The organism is Streptomyces flavusporus, from assembly GCF_046267975.1.
Taxonomy (GTDB): domain Bacteria; phylum Actinomycetota; class Actinomycetes; order Streptomycetales; family Streptomycetaceae; genus Streptomyces; species Streptomyces flavusporus.
In genome coordinates this window covers 100,677-119,831 of the sequence record NZ_CP176503.1, presented here as the reverse complement: position 1 = coordinate 119,831, position 19,155 = coordinate 100,677, and the positions used below count along the sequence as shown (strand labels likewise).

Here is a 19,155-nt window from a genome sequence, read left to right as displayed (position 1 = left end):
ACTTCATCTCTCATGTGTCACCCCACGTGGGGCCGCGCACTTACCGCGGCGCAGCGCCTGAGCGACCTCGAGGCTGCGTCGCGTTCGGGACCGGATCTTCAAGGAGGCTCGGCCGGCATCGCTGAGTGGTCGAGCGCACGGCGTCCTGGCTGGCCGGATGCCGCCGGCTACACCGTCGCTCCGAGCGCAAGGCCGAGTACTTCCTTGCCTTCGTCGGCATAGCCGAAGGACCCTCAGGCCGCAGATACCAGGGGGAGCGGAGATCAGCTGCGACGGATCGTGGCGGTACCGATCCCACCCATGCCACTGCCGACCACGTGCCGTATCCGGGCGGCACAGCGCGGCGCTGCCCGAGCTCGTCGGTGGCGGGCGGACCGCGCCCGGCCATGACAGCCGGCCACAACGAACAAGGACGGGATAAACCCTACGGCTGTCGTCATGCTCGCCCGTGCCCTGCGCCAGGCCGCACTGGTACTGGAGCTGCCGGAGGATGACGCCATCGAGTTCACCGAGCTCGCGACGCGCCTCGAAACCGGGGCCGCCAACGGCTCTCCCGACCCCGGACGACTCCAGCGCTGGGGCGCCTCCATCATCGGCATCCTCAACTCCCCCGTAGTCAGCGGAGCGCTGAGAAGCGTGCGGCGAGTTTGTCTGCGGTGAGTTTGGTGTGCCGGTTGTGGTGTTGGAGAGCCAGACGCAGAGCAGTGCGGCGAACCCGCCAATCCCGGCGCGCGGAGACGACTGAAGGTGCGGTCCTTAGCCTGTCAGGGTTTCTGGGTCGTCTACCGTGCTGGGCTGGATTGTGGCCGGCCACCACCGGCTGAGCGGGCCGGCGCTATCGCCGCTGGTGACGCCAGTGCTGGTGGACCTTCAGGACCTCGTAGCTCCATGTCGTCTGCTGCTGGGCGACGTCGGCACCGCATGACAATCCGAGCTGTTCGGCGACGGCGGGGAAGCGTGGGCGCATCTGCTGGTTGCCGACCGTGACGAGGGCCGCCAGGAGCGGTTCTCCTTCCTGGCGGCCCTCGTCCACCAGCCACAGGATCACGCATTCGTCGTCGCGGTGAAGCCGGGGCAGGCCCGGCAGGTGCTTGCGGATCAGCGGCCAGCTGGTGGTGGCGCCGGCGCGTGCAGTCTCCTCCAGCAGCGGCCGTAGATCGGCCGCGATCTCGTACAGCCGCGCCACCTCCAGCAGAGCGGGCTGCGCAGCGCGAGAAGACGGCTGGGCCGTCTGGGCTGGGGGAGCGGGCCGCGCAGCCGGTCGCCGTGTGCGCCGGGGTGACGTGACCGGCCGGACCTCTTGTTCCGATTCCGAGGACCAGACCGGCTTCTGCTTCTCCGTCCAGCTGGCGGCAGCCGGACGGGGCGGGGGTACGGAGGCTCGCTCGGGACGCGGTGTCATCGCCGGCGGTGCAGCCGACGCTGGAGCCGCTCCTTCTTCCGCCAACGCCGGGAACCGAGGATCTCCTTGTAGGACTGCAGGAGCGCCCGGTGCTCCCTGGTCTCGCTGGGCGGTGCCCCTGCTGCCTGTTGCCAGGCCAGGGCGTATAAGTCGACCGCCTCCGCGACGGCATAGTTGTCGATGGCCCGCTTCAGCTCGGTCAGGGTGTGGTTCAGCATGCGGCGGACCGTGGCGATCTCCATGGGCGAGCGCAGCGCACGGCCAGTGGTGCGGCGGCGGAAGTCCGTCTGCCAGGCAGTACCCCCACTCAGGCGTACCCGGTTCTTCCCCAAGCCCACTCCCCTCAACGAGCCGTGAACTCCGGCGACGTCACGGCGGACATTCAAACGGTTGAGCAACATCAGGAGGCACGCAAGCGCCCTGTCCGACCCGTGACCACCCAGCGCCAATCCAGGGCGGGATCGGTGCTCCGGTGGCGGGTACGGTCTGCGGGTCCTCGGGCAGGGCATCTTCTCCGGCAACCCGGTGCCGTCGTGGAAGGCACAGGCAGCCCATACGGCCTGGCGGCCGGAGTTGATGACGACGGCGGCCATATTGCCGTCGTCGGTGAGGGCGGCGGCGTCCACGGCGGTGCGGCCGGCCTCGATCGCCTTCCTGCAGGGCAAGACGAGCACCTCACCCCTGACCGGATCTCCGACTGACCCCGAGAAGGGCCAGGAGCTCGTCGAGCATGCGGTTGAAGAGGGGGAGGGGGTCGTCGAACGCGGTGGCCAGGTGGCTGTAAACGGCCATGCAGGTCAGGCCGTAGATCTGGCGCCAACAGGAGATCATCAGGAAGACGACGCCCAGCGGGAGGTCGGGGCCCTGGCCCATCAGGCGGCGGTAGGCGGCGAGTTGGCGGGTGAGGACAGGGTCGAAGCTGTCGTCGGGCGGATGGGTCAGGGCTCCCTCCTCCCGCAACCGGGAGAACAACGTCGCGTACAGGCTGCCCAGTTCGCGCAGCAGCAGCGTGTCCATGGCCTCGACGGAGGCGGCCAGCCGGGCGTAGCCGGACCCCATCAGCAGGTCGATCTCGGCGGGGTGGGCGATGGACCAGTCGAAGAGGGCCCGGGTGGCCGCGTAGAGCTGTGCGCCGAGGTCCTTGGGGTCCTCCCGTTCAGCCGCTTCGGCCACGACGGAGACGAACTCCATGAGCAGATCCTCGTAGACGGCGAGGGCCAGGCCCTTCTTGCCGTCGAAGTACCGGTAGAGGGCGGGCGGGGTCACCCCGATGCCCCGGGCGACGGCGGACAGGCTCAGCCCGTCGATGCCATGGGCGGCGGTGAGCCGGCGTGCCTCGGTGCGGGCGTCCTGCTCCAACTCGGCCCGGAGCCGGTCACGCCGCTTCATCGCGCTGCACCCACTCGTCAATTCTCCACATCAGCACCACACTTCCGACGTCTATCGACTTGCTCTGAAGGCATGTTACGTAGTTAATGGTCTTCACGAAGTGACGGGAATCACCGATAACTCACTCAACCTCTGGGGTACTTGATGACAACAGCCGAACCACCGGGACACTTCGACGTCCCACCTCCGCCTCCCACGCCGCCGCAGCTGTTACCCGGGATCGATCTCCGGGTCAGCAAGCGGCTGCTCTGGGTCAGCGGGGCCTGCTACCCGCTGGAGAACATCGCCCGGGTCTACACCCTCACCATCCATCCCCGGCGCAAAGAAGCCGTGGTGCGCTTCCTCAAGAACGCCGCGATCATCGCGGCCGTGACGATCGCCCTCACCATCATCAGCGGCCTGACACTCATCGCAGACGAGAACGTGGGCGGCGGCCTCATCATCTTCGTCTGGCTGGGCGCGGTGGCTGCGGCGATCTACTCCTTCGTGGAGATGATGCAGGTCCTGAGCGCGCAGTCCCACTACGTCCTGGCCGTCGAGACCTCCGGCCCGTCCCAAGCGGTGGTGACCAGCCGGAACCCGCACCACCTGAACCAACTCGTCGGACAGATCGCCCACGCGATCGAGAACCCCGATACCGAGTTCCAGGTGAAGGTGGAGAGCATCACGATCAGCCCGAAGAACTACTACTTCGGTGACAACGTCAACATGTATGGCGGCAGCGGCAACGTGGGGATGGCAGGCGCATGAGCACCAACCACTACTACGGCGACAACGTCAACATGCACGGGGGGCACCAAAACACCGGCATGATCAAGAACCAGACGGCGCGCACCGGCACGACGTACAACAACTTCATGCCGAACGCCCAGGGCGTCGTCATCGGTGAACAGCAGAACTTCACCCAGAACAACACCGGCGGCATCGACCCGGCTGCGTTCGTGCAGCTGGCCGGGTACGTGGGCCAGATCAGCCCCACCTTGGGCATGGACGAGCCGCAGCGGGTGGAACTGGAGCGCGTCGCCCAGGAACTCCACGACGAAGCGACGTCCCCGGAGCCGGAGCCGGGCCGCCTCCGTCAGCTGGTAGGACAGGTCAAGGACCGGCTGCTGGAGGCCGGCGCCACGATGGCCGCGACGATCGGCATCCAGATGGCCGAGCAGGCCATCAGCAGCCTGTAGCAACACCCGACAACGAGCCGAAGCCTCAGGGACCGCCGAAGGACCCGGAGGCTTCGCCGTCTCCCACGGCCTGCCCTTCCTTCGGGATGGGCCCCAGGGCGGCCTTGAGCCGGGCCAGTTCGAGAGACGAGGGAACTGGTGCGTACCGCTGCACGAGTGCCTCGCGGCCGATGGAGGGGATCAGGAGTGTCGGGTGAGTACGCCGCTGCGGGGCTGCTGTGGCGCGTCCTTGAGGACGGGCCCGCCGCCGTGCTCGCGGGCGCATTCCAGGACGGCGGCCACCAGGGCGGCGGTGTCCGCGGCCAGGGGTCGGCGCTGGCTTGTCGCCGTCCCGATGACCGACGCCCATCGATAGGCTCTCTCGCCATGCACATAGCAACACGCGGAGGCGTCCTCGCCGCCGTCGGTCTCGCTGCCGTCTTCCTGACCGCCGTCACCGGGTGTTCGTCCGACCCCGGTCAGGACGACAGCGAGTCGGAGTTGCTGAGGGGACTGGCCATCCTGGCCGACAGCAACAGCGCGAATCAGGTGACCTGTCTCAACGTCGCCCATGCACAGAAGCTGAGCAAGGAGGATAAGGAGCGATTCGGCGTCATCGGGCTGCCCGGCACCAGCCTGTGGACCGGGTACGAGCCCGGACCTTGGGGACAGAGCGTCTCTGATCGGCTTGGGTTTCCTGGGTGATCCCGGGTGTTCGGGACCGTGCGGGAGGGTGACTCGGCCACGGCCGTCTTCGGGCGGGGGTGGTGTGGGCGTGGCGGTGGAAGCCTGCCCCGAGTCTGGCCCCGTCCGGCCGGTGTGGCTGTTGGGGGGTGCCGATCGCGTTCGGTCCCTGCTGCCGTGAACGCCGCTGGGTGGGGCGTTTCGGGTGCGTGGGGGTCCGCCCCGCCGGACGCTTTCCACCCGGCCGTGCTGTTGGGGCACGGTGGTCGGGTGGGGCGGGGACCCTGCGCCGCTTCCCGGGCACAGGACGTTGTGCTGTGGGGCCGCTCTTGGTGCGGTCCCGGGTCTGCTGCTGGACCGCGCCGGCGCGGTCCAGGGCCTCGACCACCGCGCGGATCACGAGGACTGCGCTGGTGCGGTCGAGGCGGGTCTGGTGCTGGTGGGTCAGGCCGCGGGCGCCGATCCGCTGCCAGGCGGCGTGGTCCCGGCCGGTGCTGTAGCCGCACGCCGGGTTCGGGCAGGTCGCCCAGGCCCAGCCGGTGGCCCTGTCGTTGGGGGCCTTGTGGTGGCGGAAGGCGGTCAGGCACCGGGGGCAGTGCTTCGACGTGCCCCGCGGCGGGACGATGACCACCGCGATCCCGTGGATGGCGGCCCGGTGGCGGACGTGGGCGGTGATCGCCCCGCGCACCGTCTGCGACAGCCGCGTGTTCAGCGTGCGGCCCCTGCCCCGCGCCTCCATGTCGCGGAGGTCTTCCAGGTAGATGACCGAGGCCCCGGCCGCGATCCGTGATCGACCATGAAGCGGGCCGCTGCCCGGGCCAGCGTCGCGTTCAGCCGGGTGCGCCGCTTTGCGACGCGGTCCCGCTCGGTTTGCAGGACGGTGAGCTTCGCCGTCAGCCAGAGGTTCGGGGGCATCCCGCGTTCCTGCCGGGAGGTGATCAGGGTGCGGAGTCGGTCGATGCGGGCGGTGATGTGCTCGCCGTGGAGGCGCAGCCGGTCGGCCTTGGCCAGCACCCCTGCCGCGCGGAAGGACACCGGGCGCCCGTCGGTCACCACCCGGGGCTGCACCTCGTCGGTCAGGTGCAGGGTGCCGCCGGTGAGCAGGGTGTTCAGTCCCCAGTCGAAGGCGACCGCGATGCGGTGCCCGGCCCGCTGGGGTTCCGGAACGGCGAGCGCGTAGGCACGTCGATCAGGAGCCGGCCCTGGCGGATGCGCAGGGTGGGCGCGCACAGTGCGGCGGTGGCGGGCACGTGCGGAGGCAGCCGGAAGCGGATACGGATCGGGTGCCAGTCGGCACGCGAGGCGGGGTCGGGCCGCACGGGCAGGCGCAGGGTCAGCACCGCGTAGCGGAACGGGTCGTCCGGGCAGCGTTCCAGGGTGGCGAGCTGCTGGTCGGCCGCCGCGAGCACCACCTGCCCGCCCGCGCCCGGAGCCGACTCGCACTCCGTCACATCCGTCGGCAGCCGCCGGTGGCGGGCGTGGAAGGCGGCGATCTGCCGGGTGCGGGCCCGCGGCACCCCGCCCGCCACCACACCGCCCTCGGGCAGCGTCGCCCGCGGGTCCTCCGGCGCACGGCTGGCCGCGGAGCTCGGCGCGGGCGGACACGCGGTCTCGTACATGGAGGCGGACCTTGGATCGCTGGAGAGCGTCCGCTCGGCCGCCACCGAGATCCGCGACCGGCTGGAGCGCGGTGAACTCCCGCCGCTGCGCGGCTTCGTGGGCAACGCGGGCATGCAGTACACGAATGCGCTCACCGAGGGACCCGACGGGTTCGAGTCCACCTTCGCCGTCAACGTGCTCGCCAACCACCTGTTCGTGCGCCTGCTCCAGGACCGCTTCGCCGCTCCCGCCCGGATCGTGATCACCGTCAGCGACACCCACTTCGGCGACTTCAAGCACAACATGGGCATGGTGCCGGGCCCGGCCTGGAAGTCCCCGGACGTCCTCGCCCGCACGGGCGCCTTTCCCAAGCCGGACACCGCTCCCGGCGGGCGTACCGCGTACTCGACGAGCAAGCTGGCCGCGATCTAACTGGTACACGAGTACGCGCGCCGGCTGCCGGCCGGGATCGACGCCGTCGCCTACAACCCAGGGTTTGTCCCCGGCACCGGCCTCGCCCGCAATGCAGGACCTCTATCCCGGTTCGCGATGCGGCGCATCCTGCCGGTGCTGACCCTCACGCCGTTCGCCACCAGCCGCAACGCCGCGGGCCGCTACCTCGCTGACGTCGTCCTGGGCACAACCCAGGCTCCGACCGGCTCCTACGTCGATCGCAGCCGTGCGGACCGCTCGTCGGAGGAGTCCTACGACCCACGGCGCGAAGGCGAGCTCTGGGAGGCCGCCGAACGGTTCACCGCGGCACATGCTGACAGGGCGGACGCGTTCTCAGATGACGTGATGAGCGGTTCACCCCGATAGATCGAGCAGCGACCGAACGGCCCGACCGGAGCAGCGAAACGCGCCCCCTGATGATCAAGGTTGTCGAAGCCTTTGATCACGAACAGGGATCGCGTTCGCATGCCATCCTCCCTGATCGGTGTCCTGCAGCGCCACTGCGAGGATCGAACTGACCTGCCCACCGATGAACTCACTTCCTTGCGCGAGGTCTTGGACCGGCTTCCCGATCCCAGGCGGGTTCGGGGCCGCCGCTACCGGCTGGGCTCCCTGCTCGCCCTGTGCCTGCTCGCGGTCCTCGGCGGTGCCACCACCCTGGCCGGCATCGCCCGGTTCGCCGCCGACACCACTGCCGAAGTGCGGACACGGATCGGGCTGACGCGTCTTCCGCGCGCCACCACCCTGTGATGGCGGATGCCAGGGCTGCGGCGACTACTGCTGCAGCGGTGGCGATGATGGCCGTGTTGGCCCGCTTCGGGGGCTTCGGCGGCGGCCCGTAGCCGGGCATGGGCGGCGGCGTGATGTTCTGGCTCATGGTCCCCCAGGGATGGTGCAGTTGAGTGGTGAATCATCCCCGCTGCACAAGGTCCATCCTGGGATCGAGACCGTCGAACTGCCCTGAGCGGCAGACATACAGCGGGCCGGGCCTGTGTGGAACAGGCCGGGCCCGCTGCATGTCCCGCGCCGTACGGCGCCGGACTCAGGCGCTGACCTTTTCCTTCGTACGCTCCAGCACCCACTCCGGGGCGGACGCCAAGGACATGAGGACCTCCAGCGCGGCGCACGTGTCGCCAAGGGCATGGTGCCTGCCGCCCAGCGGCAGGAAGTCCCGCATGCTCTCCCAGTCGGAGCGCTTGCGCATGATGCACCCCCACCGATCCCTCTCCCGCAGGTGCTGCGGATCCGCCTCCACCCGAAGGCAGTCACTCATGATGGCCGTCTTGTCGTATTCCGCGTTGTAGGTGAGGATCTTTCGCCCGGCGGTGACGCGCAGCACTTCTGGCAGCACCTGGTCCCAGGTCGGCGCGTCCGCGACCATCGCGTCAGTGATCTTGTGAAGGTCGAAACTGTCCTCGGTCACCGGGATCTGCGGGTTGACCAGGCTCTCCAGCAGGACCTCGCCGGTGGCCGCATCGACCGCGGCGATCTTCATGACCCGGCCCCACAAGGCGTGTGTCTCGGTGTCCAGCACGCAGGCCACGCCTGGTTGCAACATCCGCCGCGCCCAGTGGATGGTCCTGCCCTGTTTGCTCAGCAGCTGGATGCCGTCCGCGAAGCGGGAGACGACCGGGTTGCCGGCGAGCAGCGCGGCGACGTCGTCCCGCGACGGGGCGCCGTCCAGGCCCGGCTCCCAGTCGATCAGCCAACGGTTGTCGAGGCTCGCGAAGCGCGCCCAGACCGGCAGGTCGAAGGTCTCGCGCAGCTCGTCGACGAAGGCGCGGACGATGACGGCCGCTGCGGTGCCGGCTGGGCGAAGGCCCGCAGCGGAGAGGGCCGGCCGGGCTTGGTCGCCCGGACCGCCTTCCAATCCGCCCAGGGGATGTCCTTCAGCGCGTCCAGGTCGCCAACCCGGTACATCGGCATCTCGACGACCTTCCGGTGGCCGCGGTCGCCCGACCACACCGTGCGCCGTACGTGGCTGATCGGTGCCAGCCATCCGGCCTCGATGCAGTACTCCAGGTCCCGGCGCCGGATATCCAGGTGCTGCGCCGCCGGCTCCGGGCCGAGCATCCGCGCACAGGATGTCCGCCCCCAGGTCCTCGTTGCCGGCGAGCCGCTCGACGTCCTCAAGCGCCCACCGTCCGAAGCGGCCGGGCGCGATGCCTTGCTCCTCGGCGGCCTTCTCGAACTCGGCGACCTCCCAGCCGCACCGGCCAGCCGCCTCGTCCGTACGGGCCGAGGCCTGAAGCCACGCGACCCGCTCGGTCACGATCTGCTCCAGCGCCGCGCACATCTCCGAGGTGGGGGAGGTCAGCTGCCGCTCGTCGTACAGCGCATAGCCCTCGAACTTGCCGACACACTCCAGCAGGCCCCGCTCGGCGAGCTGCTCGATGTCGCACGCCCAGACCTCGAGCTTCTTGCCGGCGAGATGCGGCGCCTGCGCCAGCAGCTGCGCCCCGCGGCTCGCGCCGTAGCCGTGGTGCGTGCCGAGCACCTCGATGATCTGGTCGCGGCGTGCCTTGACGTCGTCGGCCTGCTCGTTCGACCACCGGCCCGAGTTCAGGGCCGGAGCCGGGATGAGCCCCTTGAGCTGTCCCCGTTCGACCTGCCGCCGGGCCAGGCCCGCGTGATTGGCCAGCTGGACCGGGCCGAATCCCTTGCGTCGCCCCATCGCTAGTCCCTTCTCCTGGTCACTCCGCCATCGCGGAACAGAAGGTGACAGAAAATCTGAAAACCTGTCAAGAGATTTTAAAAATAGGCAAGTTTGGGCAATGCACCTAGAACTGCGCACGCGTACGCGAGGGAAAATCACCCGGCCGGAGCCGCCTCCCAGCCCCGACGACGGCTCCCCTGTCGATAGGCGGGGCTCCGTAGTCGTGCGAGGGGGCGCGGCGGGTGTCCCGCATGCGGGTGACGCTCACCCGCCTCACTCGTGACCTGGGATCTCGCGCGCTACGATGCTCGAACTAGCATTTGAACGGAGGGGCGGGGCACCACGCAACGCGTCGAAGGGGGAGGGAGATGGGAGGCACGCCATGGGCGGGTTCACCCACCTCAACACCACCTCCGGGTTCTCCACCCGCTACGGCGCCGCCCACCCCGAGCAACTCGTCCAGCGCGCCGCCGAACGCGGCATGACCGCGCTCGCCCTGACCGACCGCGACGCCGTCACCGGCGCCGTACGGTTCGCGCAGGCCGCCCTCGGGCACGACGTCCGGCCGGCCTTCGGCATCAACGCCGTCGCCCCGCTCGCCCCCGCCCCCGCACAGCGCCGCCGCACCCCGGTCCGCGGCGGCGCCCACGTGATCGAGCCGCCCGTCCGCGTCGTCCTGCTCGCCCAGTGCCGCACCGGCTGGGGACGGCTGTGCCGGCTGACCGCCGCCACCTCGGCTCCGGCGAGCGCTGGCTGAAGGACCCGGCCGCCATACACGAGATCGCCCGGCGGATCGCCGCGGCCGCCGGCCACGGCGACGACCGCGCGGACCGGCTCCTGGCCGACACCGCCGCCACGGCCGACGCCTGCGTCATCGACCCCGTGCAGGACCTCGGCCTGGGCCGTCCCCATTTCCCGGAGCTCGCCGTCGTCGGCGTCCCTGGAGGACCCGAGCACGTAGCGAGGCTGCTGCGTGAGCGCGCCGAGGCCGGCCTCATCCGCCGCGGCCTCGACCGCGACCCCCGCGCTCGCCGGCGACTCGAAGAAGAGCTCGCCGTCATCCGCACGCTGCAGTACGACACCTACTTCCTCACCGTCGCCCAGGTCGTCGACGACGTCCGCGAGCTCGGCATCCGCGTCGCCGCCCGCGGCTCCGGCGCCGGCCGCATGGTCAACCACACGCTCGGCATCGCCACCGCCAACCCGCTGGACTTCAACCTGCTCTTCGAGCGGTTCCTGAGCGTCAGGCGCCGCTCGCTGCCAGACATCGACATCGATGTGGAGTCGGCCCGCCGCTTGGAGGTCTACGACCGCATCTTCGACCGGTTCGGCGCGGAGCGGGTCGCGGTGACTGGCATGCCGGAGACCTACCGCGCCCGACACGCACTCCGGTTCCCTGTCAAGTTCAGCGTGTTGAGCCGTCAGGCCAAAGCGGGCGGCAGCTCATCAGGGATTCCAGGAACTGGTTCCTGGCAGCACTTAGCGATCGGGTGCTCGTGGCATCCATGAAGCCAGGCGTATGGAGAACCAGCAGCGCAGCGAGGCCGCTTGGTGGGTCGGGGCTATGGCGATGTCGTCCAGCGGGGTGCTGTTTCGGCCCAGGCGGTGTCCCATGCGGCGAGATTGCGGCGGTGGATGATGCGGCTGGCGGTGCCGTAGGCGGCGGCTGCTGTGGCGTGGACGCCGAGGGCAGCGATGATGGCTGAGCCCATGGCGCGGCTGCGGATCTGGCTGGGGCTCAGGGGCGGGTCGGTGATCTTTCCGTCGGTGCCGGCCCAGACGCGGATGGTGCTGCCCTTGGGCAGTGCGGGCTGGACGTCGGTGGTGGCGCTGTGAGTGTGCCCGTTGGGGTCGGTGAAGCGGACCTTGGTCGGGTAGCGGGTTTTCTTGGCTTCGGCGGAGCCGGGTTCGGGGTGGCGCCGGGCGTCTTCGAGAAGGACTGCGGTGGTGCGGTGGCGGGTTTCGGCCTGGTGCTGGGCGGTGCGGGTGTAGTGGTGGTAGGCGGCGTCGCCGACCGGGAACATGGCGATGGGAGTGGCTGCCAGCGCGGCCAGCAGCAGGCCGAGGCCGATCCATGCCTGGAGCAGGTCGCTGCGGCGGCGCAGGGAGTTGCGCCGCAGGCGCCAGAGCATGACCCGGGGTAGCTCCTGCGGAGGTGGCGGTGGGGGCATGCGGCCGGGCATGTGTCCTCCTTTCGGCGGTGGACGCAGCGGATGCGGAGTGCCGAGGAAAACGGGACGAGGGCGCGGCCTAGTGGGGGCGGACAGCTGGCGGGAGGGGGCCTGAGGTGGAGGGGTGGGTGTGGGCGGCGTGCAGGAGTTTGGCGGCGCCGCGGACGGCTGCGGTGTGCGGGGCCGGGACCACGCGCAGCGGCGTATGCAGCCGGCCGGTGAGTTGGTAGGTGATCTCGGGACGCAGGGCGCCTCCCCCGGCCAGGAGGACGCCGCGGTGCAGGGCATCGATGGTGAGCGAGGTGCGGTCCTGGCGGAGCATCGCGGTCAGCATCGTGGCCACCGCCTCGGCGATCTGCTCGGGTGTGGTCGTTTCGTCCAGGTCGCTGGTGCCCAGGGCGGTGCGTCGCGCGTCGGTGATGGCGCCGTCGCACAACAGGACCACTTCGGTGAGGTGGGCGCCGATGTCCACCACCATCAGCGGACGGGACAGGTCCGCACCGGCCGCCACGGCGATGGCCCGGGCGCTGGGCACGGTCAGGACGCTGCGCGGCCGCAGCACGTCGACCGCGGTGCGGGCCCGGGTGCGGTAGGCGACGCCGTCCAGGACGGGAGCGGCGACGATGACCATGGGACGGGTGAAACGGGGCAGTCGGTTGGCAAGCAGGCGCTGCAGCATCCGGGCACAGCCTGGGGTGTCGATGATGGTGCCGCGCTGGATGGGGTACACCGCGCCGGTGCCGGGGAAGGTCACGGTGGGCACGTCGACGACCACGCCCCTGTCGGCGATCCAGGCGCGGGTGCGGGCGCTTCCCACGTCCAGGGCGATGCCGCAGCAGCGCCGGCACATCGGCCAGGGCCGGTGTGGGGCGGCGGCGTGTGGGTGGGACGTGCCGGTCATCGGATTGCCTCCTTGACCTGCTGGCAGCGGGCGCAGTAGCGGGCCTGCGGCACGATCATCAGCCGTTCCCGGTCGATGGGGCGCCGACACAGGTGGCAGGTGCCGTACGAGCCGTCGTCCATGCGTTTCAGGGCCGCTTCGACGTCGGCGAGGACCATGCGGGCGGAGGCGGCGAGCTTGATGTGAACCTCGATCTGGGAGGCGGCCTGCTGCTGGAGCCGGTCCTCGGTGCGGGAGGTGACCGGTCCGGCGAGCTGGCGCAGCTGCTCCTGACGGAAAAGGCGCTGCTCGTGCAGATTCTCGCGCAGGGCGGCGAGTTCCTCGGCCGACAGCTGTGCCGTGCTCTGGCTGATGGTCTGGTGGTTCACCACTTCACCCCTTTGAGGGCAGGGCGCGGGAGATCGAAACGGGCGGTGGTCAGGTGGCGCGGCGTTGGCAGGCGACGCAGAAGCGGGTGTAGGGGAGGATCTCCAGCCGTTCCGCGGGGATGGGCTTGGCGCAGCCCAGGCAGGTTCCGTAGGTGCCGTTCTCGATGCGGGCGAAGGCTTCCTCGATCTCTTTGAGGGTTCGCTCCATCGCGGTCTTCTGCTCGGACAGCAGGTAGTCGTCCGGGCTCTGTCCGGTCTCCTTGAGGGCCTGCAGCTGCGCCAGCCGAGAGCTGCGGGTGTGCTCCAGGCGCTGTCGCGCCTCATGCGGGTGGGGTTCGGCCCGGGTGATATCGAGTGACATGGGCAATCCCTTTCTCGAGGATTTACCGCACGTGTGGCATCGCGCGGTCGCGTGCCGGACGGCGATCTGCCCGACGGCGTTGCCGGGCCAACCGCCGGCTTGCCTGCTGCCTTCCACCCTGGCCGGGCCGGCGGTGGTTACCTATCGGGCGCGGGCCCCATTTACGCCGGGCCACGGGATCCACGCGGCGGCGTCGTTGGTGGTGCGCAGGTCCGGAAATGGGGTCCGCGCCCCATCGACGGGGCACGCGGGACGGGGCAGGCTGGCCACAGGCTCACTTCGATCACCCGGCACCGTGAACGTGGCGGGCTGCACAGTGGAGGTGAAGACAAGAAGGGGAGGCGTGAGGCCGGTGTCCTTGTTCTGGCGGATCTTCGCCCTCAACGCGGTGGTGCTGGGCACGGCCACGGCCCTGCTGCTGTGGGCTCCGGTAACCGTCTCCGTACCGGTTCTGCTCACCGAGGCGATCATCCTGGTCGCCGGTCTGGCCGTGATGCTGGTCGCCAACGCCGCACTCCTGCGGCTCGGCCTGGCCCCGCTGGACCGGCTCACCAAGCTGATGACCACGGTGGACCTGCTGCGCCCCGGCCAGCGCCTGCCCGCCTCCGGCGGCGGCGAGGTCGCCGAAGTGATCCGCGCGTTCAACGCCATGCTCGAGCGGCTGGAACACGAAAGGGCCACCAGCAGTGCCCAGGCCCTGCTGGCCCAGGAGGCCGAACGCCGCCGCATCGCACAAGAACTGCACGACGAGGTCGGCCAGAGCATGACCGCGATCCTGCTGGGACTCAAGCGCGCCGCGGACGACGCACCGGCGCCGCTGCGGCAGGAGCTCCACGAGGTGCAGGAGATCACCCGGGAGAGCCTGGACGAGGTCCGCCGCCTGGTGCGCCGACTACGGCCCGGCGTGCTCGACGACCTGGGTCTGGTCAGCGCCCTGACCTCGCTCACCGAGGACTTCGCCACCCACACCGGGCTGCAGGTCACCCGCCGCTTCGACACCGACCTGCCGGCCCTTGCGCCGGAGACGGAACTGGTTCTGTACCGCGTCGCTCAGGAGTCTTTGACCAACGTCGCCCGCCACGCGAACGCCCAGCGGGTCACCGTCGCCCTGCGTCACACCGACGACAGCGTGGTGCTGACAGTCACCGACGACGGCTCGGGCATCAAAGCTCCCCGCGAAGGCGCCGGCATCCGCGGCATGCGCGAGCGGGCCCTGCTCATCGGAGGCAGCCTTGAGATCACCCCGGCACCCCGTACCGGCACCCGGGTCCAGCTCACCGCTCCCGTTTCCAGGAAGCAGCCCTGACCATGCCTGAGATGACCACCACCTCCAGGACGGAAACGAGCACGATCCGCATCCTGCTCGCCGACGACCACGCGCTGGTCCGCCGCGGTGTGCGGCTCATCCTCGACCAGGAACCGGACCTCGAAGTGGTCGCCGAGGCCGGCGACGGCGCCGAGGCCATCGAGCTCGCCCGCACCCACGATGTCGACCTGGCCGTACTCGACATTGCCATGCCTCGCCTGACCGGACTGCAGGCCGCCCGCGAACTGGCCACCCTCAAACCGAGCCTGCGGATCCTGATGCTCACCATGCACGACAACGAGCAGTACTTCTTCCAGGCCCTGAAGGCAGGGGCCAGCGGGTATGTGCTGAAGTCCGTCGCCGACCGGGACCTCGTCGCGGCCTGCCGAGCAGCGATGCGCGACGAGCCCTTCCTGTATCCCGGAGCGGTCACCGCGTTGATCCGCAACTACCTCGACCGGGCCCGCCACGGTGAGGAAACCCCCGACCAGATCCTCACCCCCCGCGAGGAAGAGGTCCTGAAACTGGTGGCCGAGGGGCACTCGTCCAAGGAGATCGCCGACCTGCTGTTCATCAGCATCAAGACCGTCCAGCGGCACCGCGCCAACCTGCTGCAGAAACTCGGCCTGCGTGACCGCCTGGAACTCACCCGCTACGCCATTCGCGCCGGCCTGATCGAACCCTGACCCCCGGCCCGACGACGGGGACCCGAGGGATTCCGGCCCGCACCGCATACCACGATGAAGGGGGGCGGTGCATGCACCACACCGCGCGCACCGCCCCCGGCACCAGCAGCGTCCGGTCCCCCGCCGTCGCGGTGCTGGCGGCCGTCGTCCTGACGCTGCTGGCCACGCTCGGCCTCGCCGGGCCCGCAGCGACGGGCGGCCCAACGGCCGACGTGGCGGCAACAGCGGGCCACCACCGGGACACCGGGCCGCGCGCCGACGATGGATGTGACACCGCCTGCACCGTCCGAGCAGCAACGCGCCAGGAGCCGCACCGCGAGCATCCTGCTCCGCGCTGCCACCTCGCCACCTGGGCCCAGGGCACGGCCGTCACCCCGCCCGGCCTGGCGCGGCTTGCGACGCAGACTAGGCACGCCTCAGCCTCAGATCCTCACGCACCCCATGACCGTGGGCGGGCACCGCCTGACACCTCCGGCACCTGACACCACCCCCTTCCCTCTCCTCAAAGCACCCAGACCGCTCCCTCGGTGGTCGTGGTGCGCCTGCCGGAGGCTTCCTGTGACCCGTTCCGCCCGGGTGAGGGCGCTGTTCGCCCTCGCCGTGATCGCCGTCTCCCTGTCCATTGCCGTCACCGTGCCGGTCCGCCTCGGACTCGACCTGCGCGGTGGTACGCAGATCGTGCTTCAGACCCGCTTCACCCCCACCGCCGACGCCGACAGCGAGGCCACCGACCGCACCCTGGAGGTCCTGCGCGGCCGTATCGACGCGCTCGGCGTAGCCGAACCCACCCTCGTCCGCTCCGGCGACAACCGGATCATCGTCGAACTGCCTGGTGTGCAGAACCCGAAGAAGGCCGCCGACGTCCTGGGCCGTACCGCGCAGCTCACCTTCCACCCGGTGCTCGGCACCGCCGACAGCGCCGACGACACCTCCCGCCCGCTGCCGAAGCGGCCCCGGGAACGGGTCCTGCCCGACGAGTCCGGCACGCCGCTGCGCCTCGGGGCCTCGGCCCTGACCGGCGAGCACGTCAAGGAGGCCGCCGCCCGGTTCGACCAGCAGGGCGGCGCCGGATGGCACGTCACCGTCGGCTTCGGGGGCGTCGGCCGCGAGGGATGGGCCCGGCTGACCGGTGAGGCCGCCTGTCACCCGGCGGCTGACCCGGCGCGGCGGGTCGCCATCGTCCTCGACGAGAAGGTCATCTCCTCACCTCAGATCGCCCCCTCCGTCGCCTGCGGCACCGGCATCCGCGACGGCGCCACCCAAATCACGGGCTCCTTCAGCCCGGAAGAAGCCCGCGAACTCTCCCTGCTCATCAACGGCGGTGCCCTGCCCGTGCCCGTCGAAACCGTCGAACAGCGCACCGTCGGCGCGACCCTCGGGGCGCAGGCCATCACCGCGAGCGCCTGGGCCGCAGCCATCGGCACGGCGCTGACCGCCCTGTTCATCATCGTGATCTATCGGCTGATGGGCGTGCTGGCCGCCGTCGCCCTGGCCTGCTACGGCCTCGTCTCCTACGCCGCCCTAGCCGCACTCGGCGCCACCCTGACCCTGCCGGGCCTGGCCGGTTTCGTCCTGGCGATCGGCATGGCCGTGGACGCCAATGTGCTGGTCTTCGAACGGGCCCGCGAGGAGTACGCGGCCCGCCGTCGCCCCAGCCCTCGCTCGGCGCTGGCGGCCGGATTCCGCAACGCCTTCAGCGCGATCGCCGACTCCAACATCACCACACTGATCGCGGCCGCCCTGCTGTTCTTCCTCGCCTCCGGGCCCGTGCGGGGCTTCGGTGTCACCCTCGGCATCGGCGTGCTCGCCTCCATGTTCAGCGCCCTGGTGATCACCCGCGTGCTCGCCGAGTACGCCACGGGCCGCCCCCGGGTACGCCGCCGGCCCCGCCTCACCGGCATCGCGGCCACCGGTGCCGTCCGCGACCGCATCACCCGCCGCAGCCCCCAGTTGATGCGCCGCCCCCACTGCTGGCTGGCCACCTCCGCCGCCGTGCTCGTCCTGGCCGCCTCGGGCATCGCGGTGCGCGGCGTCGACCTGGGCGTGGAGTTCACCGGTGGCCGCCTCATCGAGTACGCCACGACCACCCCCGTCGACGCCGACCGGGCCCGCACCGCGCTCGCCGATGCCGGATTCCCCCGCGCCGTCGTGCAGTCCTCCGGCGACACCGGCCTGACCGTGCGCACCGATCCACTGACCAACGCCGAGGAGGCCGAGGTCACCGGCACCGTGCGCGACCTCGCCGGAGGGGCGGACAAGGTCCGCGACGAACTGATCGGCCCCAGCCTCGGCCAGGAACTGCGCCGGGGCGCCCTGATCGCGCTCGCCGTGGCCCTCGGCGCGCAACTCGTCTACCTCGCCGCGCGCTTCCGCTGGCTGTTCGGCACCGCCGCGGTCGCAGCGCTCACCCACGACGTGGTCGTCCTCGTCGGCGTCTTCGCCTGGCTCGGCAAGTCCATCGACGGCGTATTCCTCGCGGCCCTGCTCACCGTCATCGGCTACTCGGTCAACGACTCCGTGGTCCTCTTCGACCGCGTCAGGGAACTGGCCCGCAGGGCCCCCAGGACGCCGCTACGCGGCATCGCCAACCAGGCGATCCTGCAGACCCTGCCCCGCACCGTGAACACCGGCATGGGCGCCGCCTTCATCCTCACCGCCCTCGCCGTGTTCGGCGGGTCCTCGCTCACCGACTTCGCCCTGGCGCTCCTCATCGGCCTGGCCGTCGGTACGTACTCGTCCGTCTTCACAGCTGCTCCAGTGGCCGTGGTACTCCACCGGCGCGGCGACCAGACCCGCCCACCCCGCCGGCCCTGACCCGACCAGCAGATTCGCCTGTTGATACGGCCCGGGCCCGGTGGCGCGCAGGAAGCCACCGGGCCCTACTGCTGTCCACCGGGCGTGCCGGCGCGGCTTCCGGCCCTTCCGGATGGCGCGGCTCACACCGGCCCATGCTGCGGTGCACCCTTGAAGCCGTCGGAAATGGGTGTGCCGACCGATGGCCGCCAGCTGTCTGCTCCGGCCAAGGTGGATGAGCAAGAGGAGACCCGGGTCCTACGCGTATCCGTGGCTCCCAGCTTGCAGCGAAGGAGGCCGACGATGTTCCTGCGCGGCACCACGGCAAGCGCACCGCGCACCCAGCCCACCTCTCACGGCCGGCTCGGCGGCCTGCGCCTGCGCCGCTGCCCCGCCATCGCCCTCGATCTGGGTAGCGCCCGTACGTATCTGGACGCAAGGCCACGAGACCGTCCTCGACGTGCCCACCGCCACCCACCACGGCACGGCCACCGCCTGCCCCATTCACCGCGGCGCCATCGTCGACCCGGCGGCCTTGACCGTGCTCATCTCCCGGCTGCTCGCCGACCGCCTGCCGGCCAGCGCCCACCCCGTCGTCGTCTTCACCACCCCCGTTCTCAGCGACGCCCGCCACCACACCACCGCCGTCGGTGCCCTGCAGATCCTGCGACCCCACAGCGTGCTCGCCATCGACAGCGTCAAGGCCATCGCTTTGGACTCCGGCGCTGACCTCTCCGAGCCCCTGCTCGTCGTCGACATCGGCGCCCATCTCAGTGAAGTTGCCCTGCTCACCGACGGAACCGTCACCGCCGCCTGCCGCGGCACGATGGGCACCAGCGACCTTGCGACCAGCAGCCCCGCCGAACTGGTCACCGCCGTCACCACGATGATCACCAAAATGCTGCGCGACCACCCCCAGCCGCAGCTCGTCGACGCTCTCGACCGCGGCCCGCTGCTCGCCGGCGGCGGCGCCCTGCACCCCGAGCTCACCCACCAGCTGGCCGCACGCCTGCACAGTCCCGTCCAGCCAGTACCCCGACCACACACCGCCGCCGTACGCGGAGCAGCCCGCGCGGCGCGCTCCGCCCAGCACCATCCCGCACTGTCCATATCACCCTTCGCCCCACATGCCTGACACCGGCCCGTTCCCCGCACGAAAGCAGCCCCGCCACAGCCACGCGCACCACCGGGATGACCGAGGCCGGCACGCGGCTACCAGCGGCGCA

The 19,155-nt window shown here is 70.6% G+C and carries 22 protein-coding genes and 2 pseudogenes; 14 read left to right on the top strand and 10 right to left on the bottom strand.

All coding sequences use genetic code 11. The features are described from left to right. Nucleotides 1-86: 86 nt before the first annotated feature. Nucleotides 87-224: pseudogene (locus tag ACKTSN_RS00680) on the top strand (IS5/IS1182 family transposase); the annotation flags it as partial. 214 nt (nt 225-438) lie between these two features. Next, entirely contained in the window at nt 439-660 is a 222-nt protein-coding gene (locus tag ACKTSN_RS00675; protein WP_409467271.1) for a hypothetical protein, read from the top strand. A 175-nt stretch (nt 661-835) separates the two neighbouring features. Here ACKTSN_RS00675 and ACKTSN_RS00670 read toward each other — a convergent pair whose 3' ends face one another. The 3 genes from ACKTSN_RS00670 to ACKTSN_RS00660 all read right to left on the bottom strand — a co-directional run bounded on the left by ACKTSN_RS00670 (nt 836) and on the right by ACKTSN_RS00660 (nt 2,791). Next, on the bottom strand, nt 836-1,186 hold the full coding sequence (locus ACKTSN_RS00670) for a hypothetical protein (RefSeq protein ID WP_409467270.1): 351 nt from the start codon (nt 1,184-1,186) through the stop codon (nt 836-838). 212 nt (nt 1,187-1,398) lie between these two features. Beyond that, complete coding sequence (locus ACKTSN_RS00665; RefSeq protein WP_409467269.1) at nt 1,399-2,067, bottom strand: hypothetical protein; 669 nt, start codon at nt 2,065-2,067, stop codon at nt 1,399-1,401. A 10-nt stretch (nt 2,068-2,077) separates the two neighbouring features. Continuing rightward, nucleotides 2,078-2,791: a TetR/AcrR family transcriptional regulator gene (locus tag ACKTSN_RS00660; RefSeq protein ID WP_409467268.1), complete on the bottom strand. Its 714-nt coding sequence runs from the start codon at nt 2,789-2,791 to the stop codon at nt 2,078-2,080. A gap of 144 nt (nt 2,792-2,935) precedes the next feature. Between ACKTSN_RS00660 and ACKTSN_RS00655 the strand changes: the two genes are divergently transcribed. From ACKTSN_RS00655 to ACKTSN_RS00645, 3 genes are all read left to right on the top strand, one after another. Beyond that, on the top strand, nt 2,936-3,541 hold the full coding sequence (locus ACKTSN_RS00655) for a DUF6232 family protein (RefSeq protein ID WP_409467267.1): 606 nt from the start codon (nt 2,936-2,938) through the stop codon (nt 3,539-3,541). Beyond that, nucleotides 3,538-3,972 (top strand): hypothetical protein, encoded by a 435-nt coding sequence (locus ACKTSN_RS00650; RefSeq protein WP_409467266.1) that lies wholly within the window; start codon nt 3,538-3,540, stop codon nt 3,970-3,972. The genes ACKTSN_RS00655 and ACKTSN_RS00650 overlap by 4 nt, the downstream gene beginning before the upstream one ends. A gap of 186 nt (nt 3,973-4,158) precedes the next feature. Further along, nucleotides 4,159-4,656 (top strand): hypothetical protein, encoded by a 498-nt coding sequence (locus tag ACKTSN_RS00645; protein WP_409475113.1) that lies wholly within the window; start codon nt 4,159-4,161, stop codon nt 4,654-4,656. Here the strand turns inward: ACKTSN_RS00645 and ACKTSN_RS00640 are convergent. Further along, entirely contained in the window at nt 4,565-5,374 is an 810-nt protein-coding gene (locus ACKTSN_RS00640; RefSeq protein WP_409467265.1) for a zinc ribbon domain-containing protein, read from the bottom strand. The two genes, ACKTSN_RS00645 and ACKTSN_RS00640, sit on opposite strands and share 92 nt — an antisense overlap. Next, nucleotides 5,344-5,865, bottom strand: coding sequence for a hypothetical protein (locus ACKTSN_RS00635; protein WP_409467264.1), 522 nt, complete (start codon nt 5,863-5,865; stop codon nt 5,344-5,346). Before ACKTSN_RS00635 ends, ACKTSN_RS00640 begins: the two co-directional genes overlap by 31 nt. Before the next feature lie 387 nt (nt 5,866-6,252). On the opposite strand from ACKTSN_RS00635, the gene ACKTSN_RS00630 reads away from it, so the two are divergent. The 3 genes from ACKTSN_RS00630 (at nt 6,253) to ACKTSN_RS00620 (ending at nt 7,437) form a co-directional block, all read left to right on the top strand. After that, nucleotides 6,253-6,666, top strand: coding sequence for a hypothetical protein (locus ACKTSN_RS00630; RefSeq protein ID WP_409467263.1), 414 nt, complete (start codon nt 6,253-6,255; stop codon nt 6,664-6,666). 117 nt (nt 6,667-6,783) lie between these two features. Beyond that, nucleotides 6,784-7,053: a hypothetical protein gene (locus tag ACKTSN_RS00625; RefSeq protein WP_409467262.1), complete on the top strand. Its 270-nt coding sequence runs from the start codon at nt 6,784-6,786 to the stop codon at nt 7,051-7,053. 177 nt (nt 7,054-7,230) lie between these two features. Next, nucleotides 7,231-7,437: a transposase family protein gene (locus tag ACKTSN_RS00620; protein ID WP_409467261.1), complete on the top strand. Its 207-nt coding sequence runs from the start codon at nt 7,231-7,233 to the stop codon at nt 7,435-7,437. 292 nt (nt 7,438-7,729) lie between these two features. On the opposite strand, the gene ACKTSN_RS00615 is transcribed toward ACKTSN_RS00620, so the two are convergent. Continuing rightward, nucleotides 7,730-9,361, bottom strand: a complete 1,632-nt coding sequence (locus ACKTSN_RS00615; RefSeq protein WP_409467260.1) for an exonuclease domain-containing protein — start codon at nt 9,359-9,361, stop codon at nt 7,730-7,732. A gap of 364 nt (nt 9,362-9,725) precedes the next feature. Between ACKTSN_RS00615 and ACKTSN_RS00610 the strand changes: the two are divergent. Then, nucleotides 9,726-10,735 (top strand): annotated as a pseudogene (locus ACKTSN_RS00610) (PHP domain-containing protein); the annotation flags it as partial. 170 nt (nt 10,736-10,905) lie between these two features. Here the strand turns inward: ACKTSN_RS00610 and ACKTSN_RS00605 are convergent. The 4 genes from ACKTSN_RS00605 to ACKTSN_RS00590 form a co-directional block, all read right to left on the bottom strand. Next, nucleotides 10,906-11,526, bottom strand: coding sequence for an Rv1733c family protein (locus ACKTSN_RS00605; protein ID WP_409467259.1), 621 nt, complete (start codon nt 11,524-11,526; stop codon nt 10,906-10,908). Nucleotides 11,527-11,593: 67 nt separating this feature from the next. After that, nucleotides 11,594-12,415: a rod shape-determining protein gene (locus ACKTSN_RS00600; RefSeq protein ID WP_409467258.1), complete on the bottom strand. Its 822-nt coding sequence runs from the start codon at nt 12,413-12,415 to the stop codon at nt 11,594-11,596. Next, nucleotides 12,412-12,786, bottom strand: coding sequence for a TraR/DksA family transcriptional regulator (locus ACKTSN_RS00595; protein ID WP_409467257.1), 375 nt, complete (start codon nt 12,784-12,786; stop codon nt 12,412-12,414). Before ACKTSN_RS00595 ends, ACKTSN_RS00600 begins: the two co-directional genes overlap by 4 nt. Before the next feature lie 46 nt (nt 12,787-12,832). Beyond that, a complete protein-coding gene (locus ACKTSN_RS00590) occupies nt 12,833-13,144 on the bottom strand; it encodes a TraR/DksA C4-type zinc finger protein (protein ID WP_409467256.1) in 312 nt (103 codons plus the stop codon). Nucleotides 13,145-13,496: 352 nt separating this feature from the next. Here ACKTSN_RS00590 and ACKTSN_RS00585 point away from each other — a divergent pair, with 352 nt between their 5' ends. The 5 genes from ACKTSN_RS00585 to ACKTSN_RS00565 all read left to right on the top strand — a co-directional run bounded on the left by ACKTSN_RS00585 (nt 13,497) and on the right by ACKTSN_RS00565 (nt 19,064). Next, nucleotides 13,497-14,450: a sensor histidine kinase gene (locus tag ACKTSN_RS00585; protein ID WP_409474695.1), complete on the top strand. Its 954-nt coding sequence runs from the start codon at nt 13,497-13,499 to the stop codon at nt 14,448-14,450. 2 nt (nt 14,451-14,452) lie between these two features. Continuing rightward, nucleotides 14,453-15,136 carry a response regulator gene (locus ACKTSN_RS00580; RefSeq protein ID WP_409467255.1) on the top strand — a complete coding sequence of 228 codons (684 nt, stop codon included), beginning with the start codon at nt 14,453-14,455 and terminating at the stop codon, nt 15,134-15,136. Nucleotides 15,137-15,207: 71 nt separating this feature from the next. After that, nucleotides 15,208-15,618, top strand: coding sequence for a hypothetical protein (locus tag ACKTSN_RS00575; RefSeq protein WP_409467254.1), 411 nt, complete (start codon nt 15,208-15,210; stop codon nt 15,616-15,618). Between the two features lie 76 nt (nt 15,619-15,694). Further along, nucleotides 15,695-17,950: a protein translocase subunit SecD gene (gene secD, locus ACKTSN_RS00570; protein WP_409467253.1), complete on the top strand. Its 2,256-nt coding sequence runs from the start codon at nt 15,695-15,697 to the stop codon at nt 17,948-17,950. A gap of 439 nt (nt 17,951-18,389) precedes the next feature. Next, complete coding sequence (locus ACKTSN_RS00565) at nt 18,390-19,064, top strand: rod shape-determining protein (protein ID WP_409467252.1); 675 nt, start codon at nt 18,390-18,392, stop codon at nt 19,062-19,064. Nucleotides 19,065-19,155: the final 91 nt, after the last annotated feature.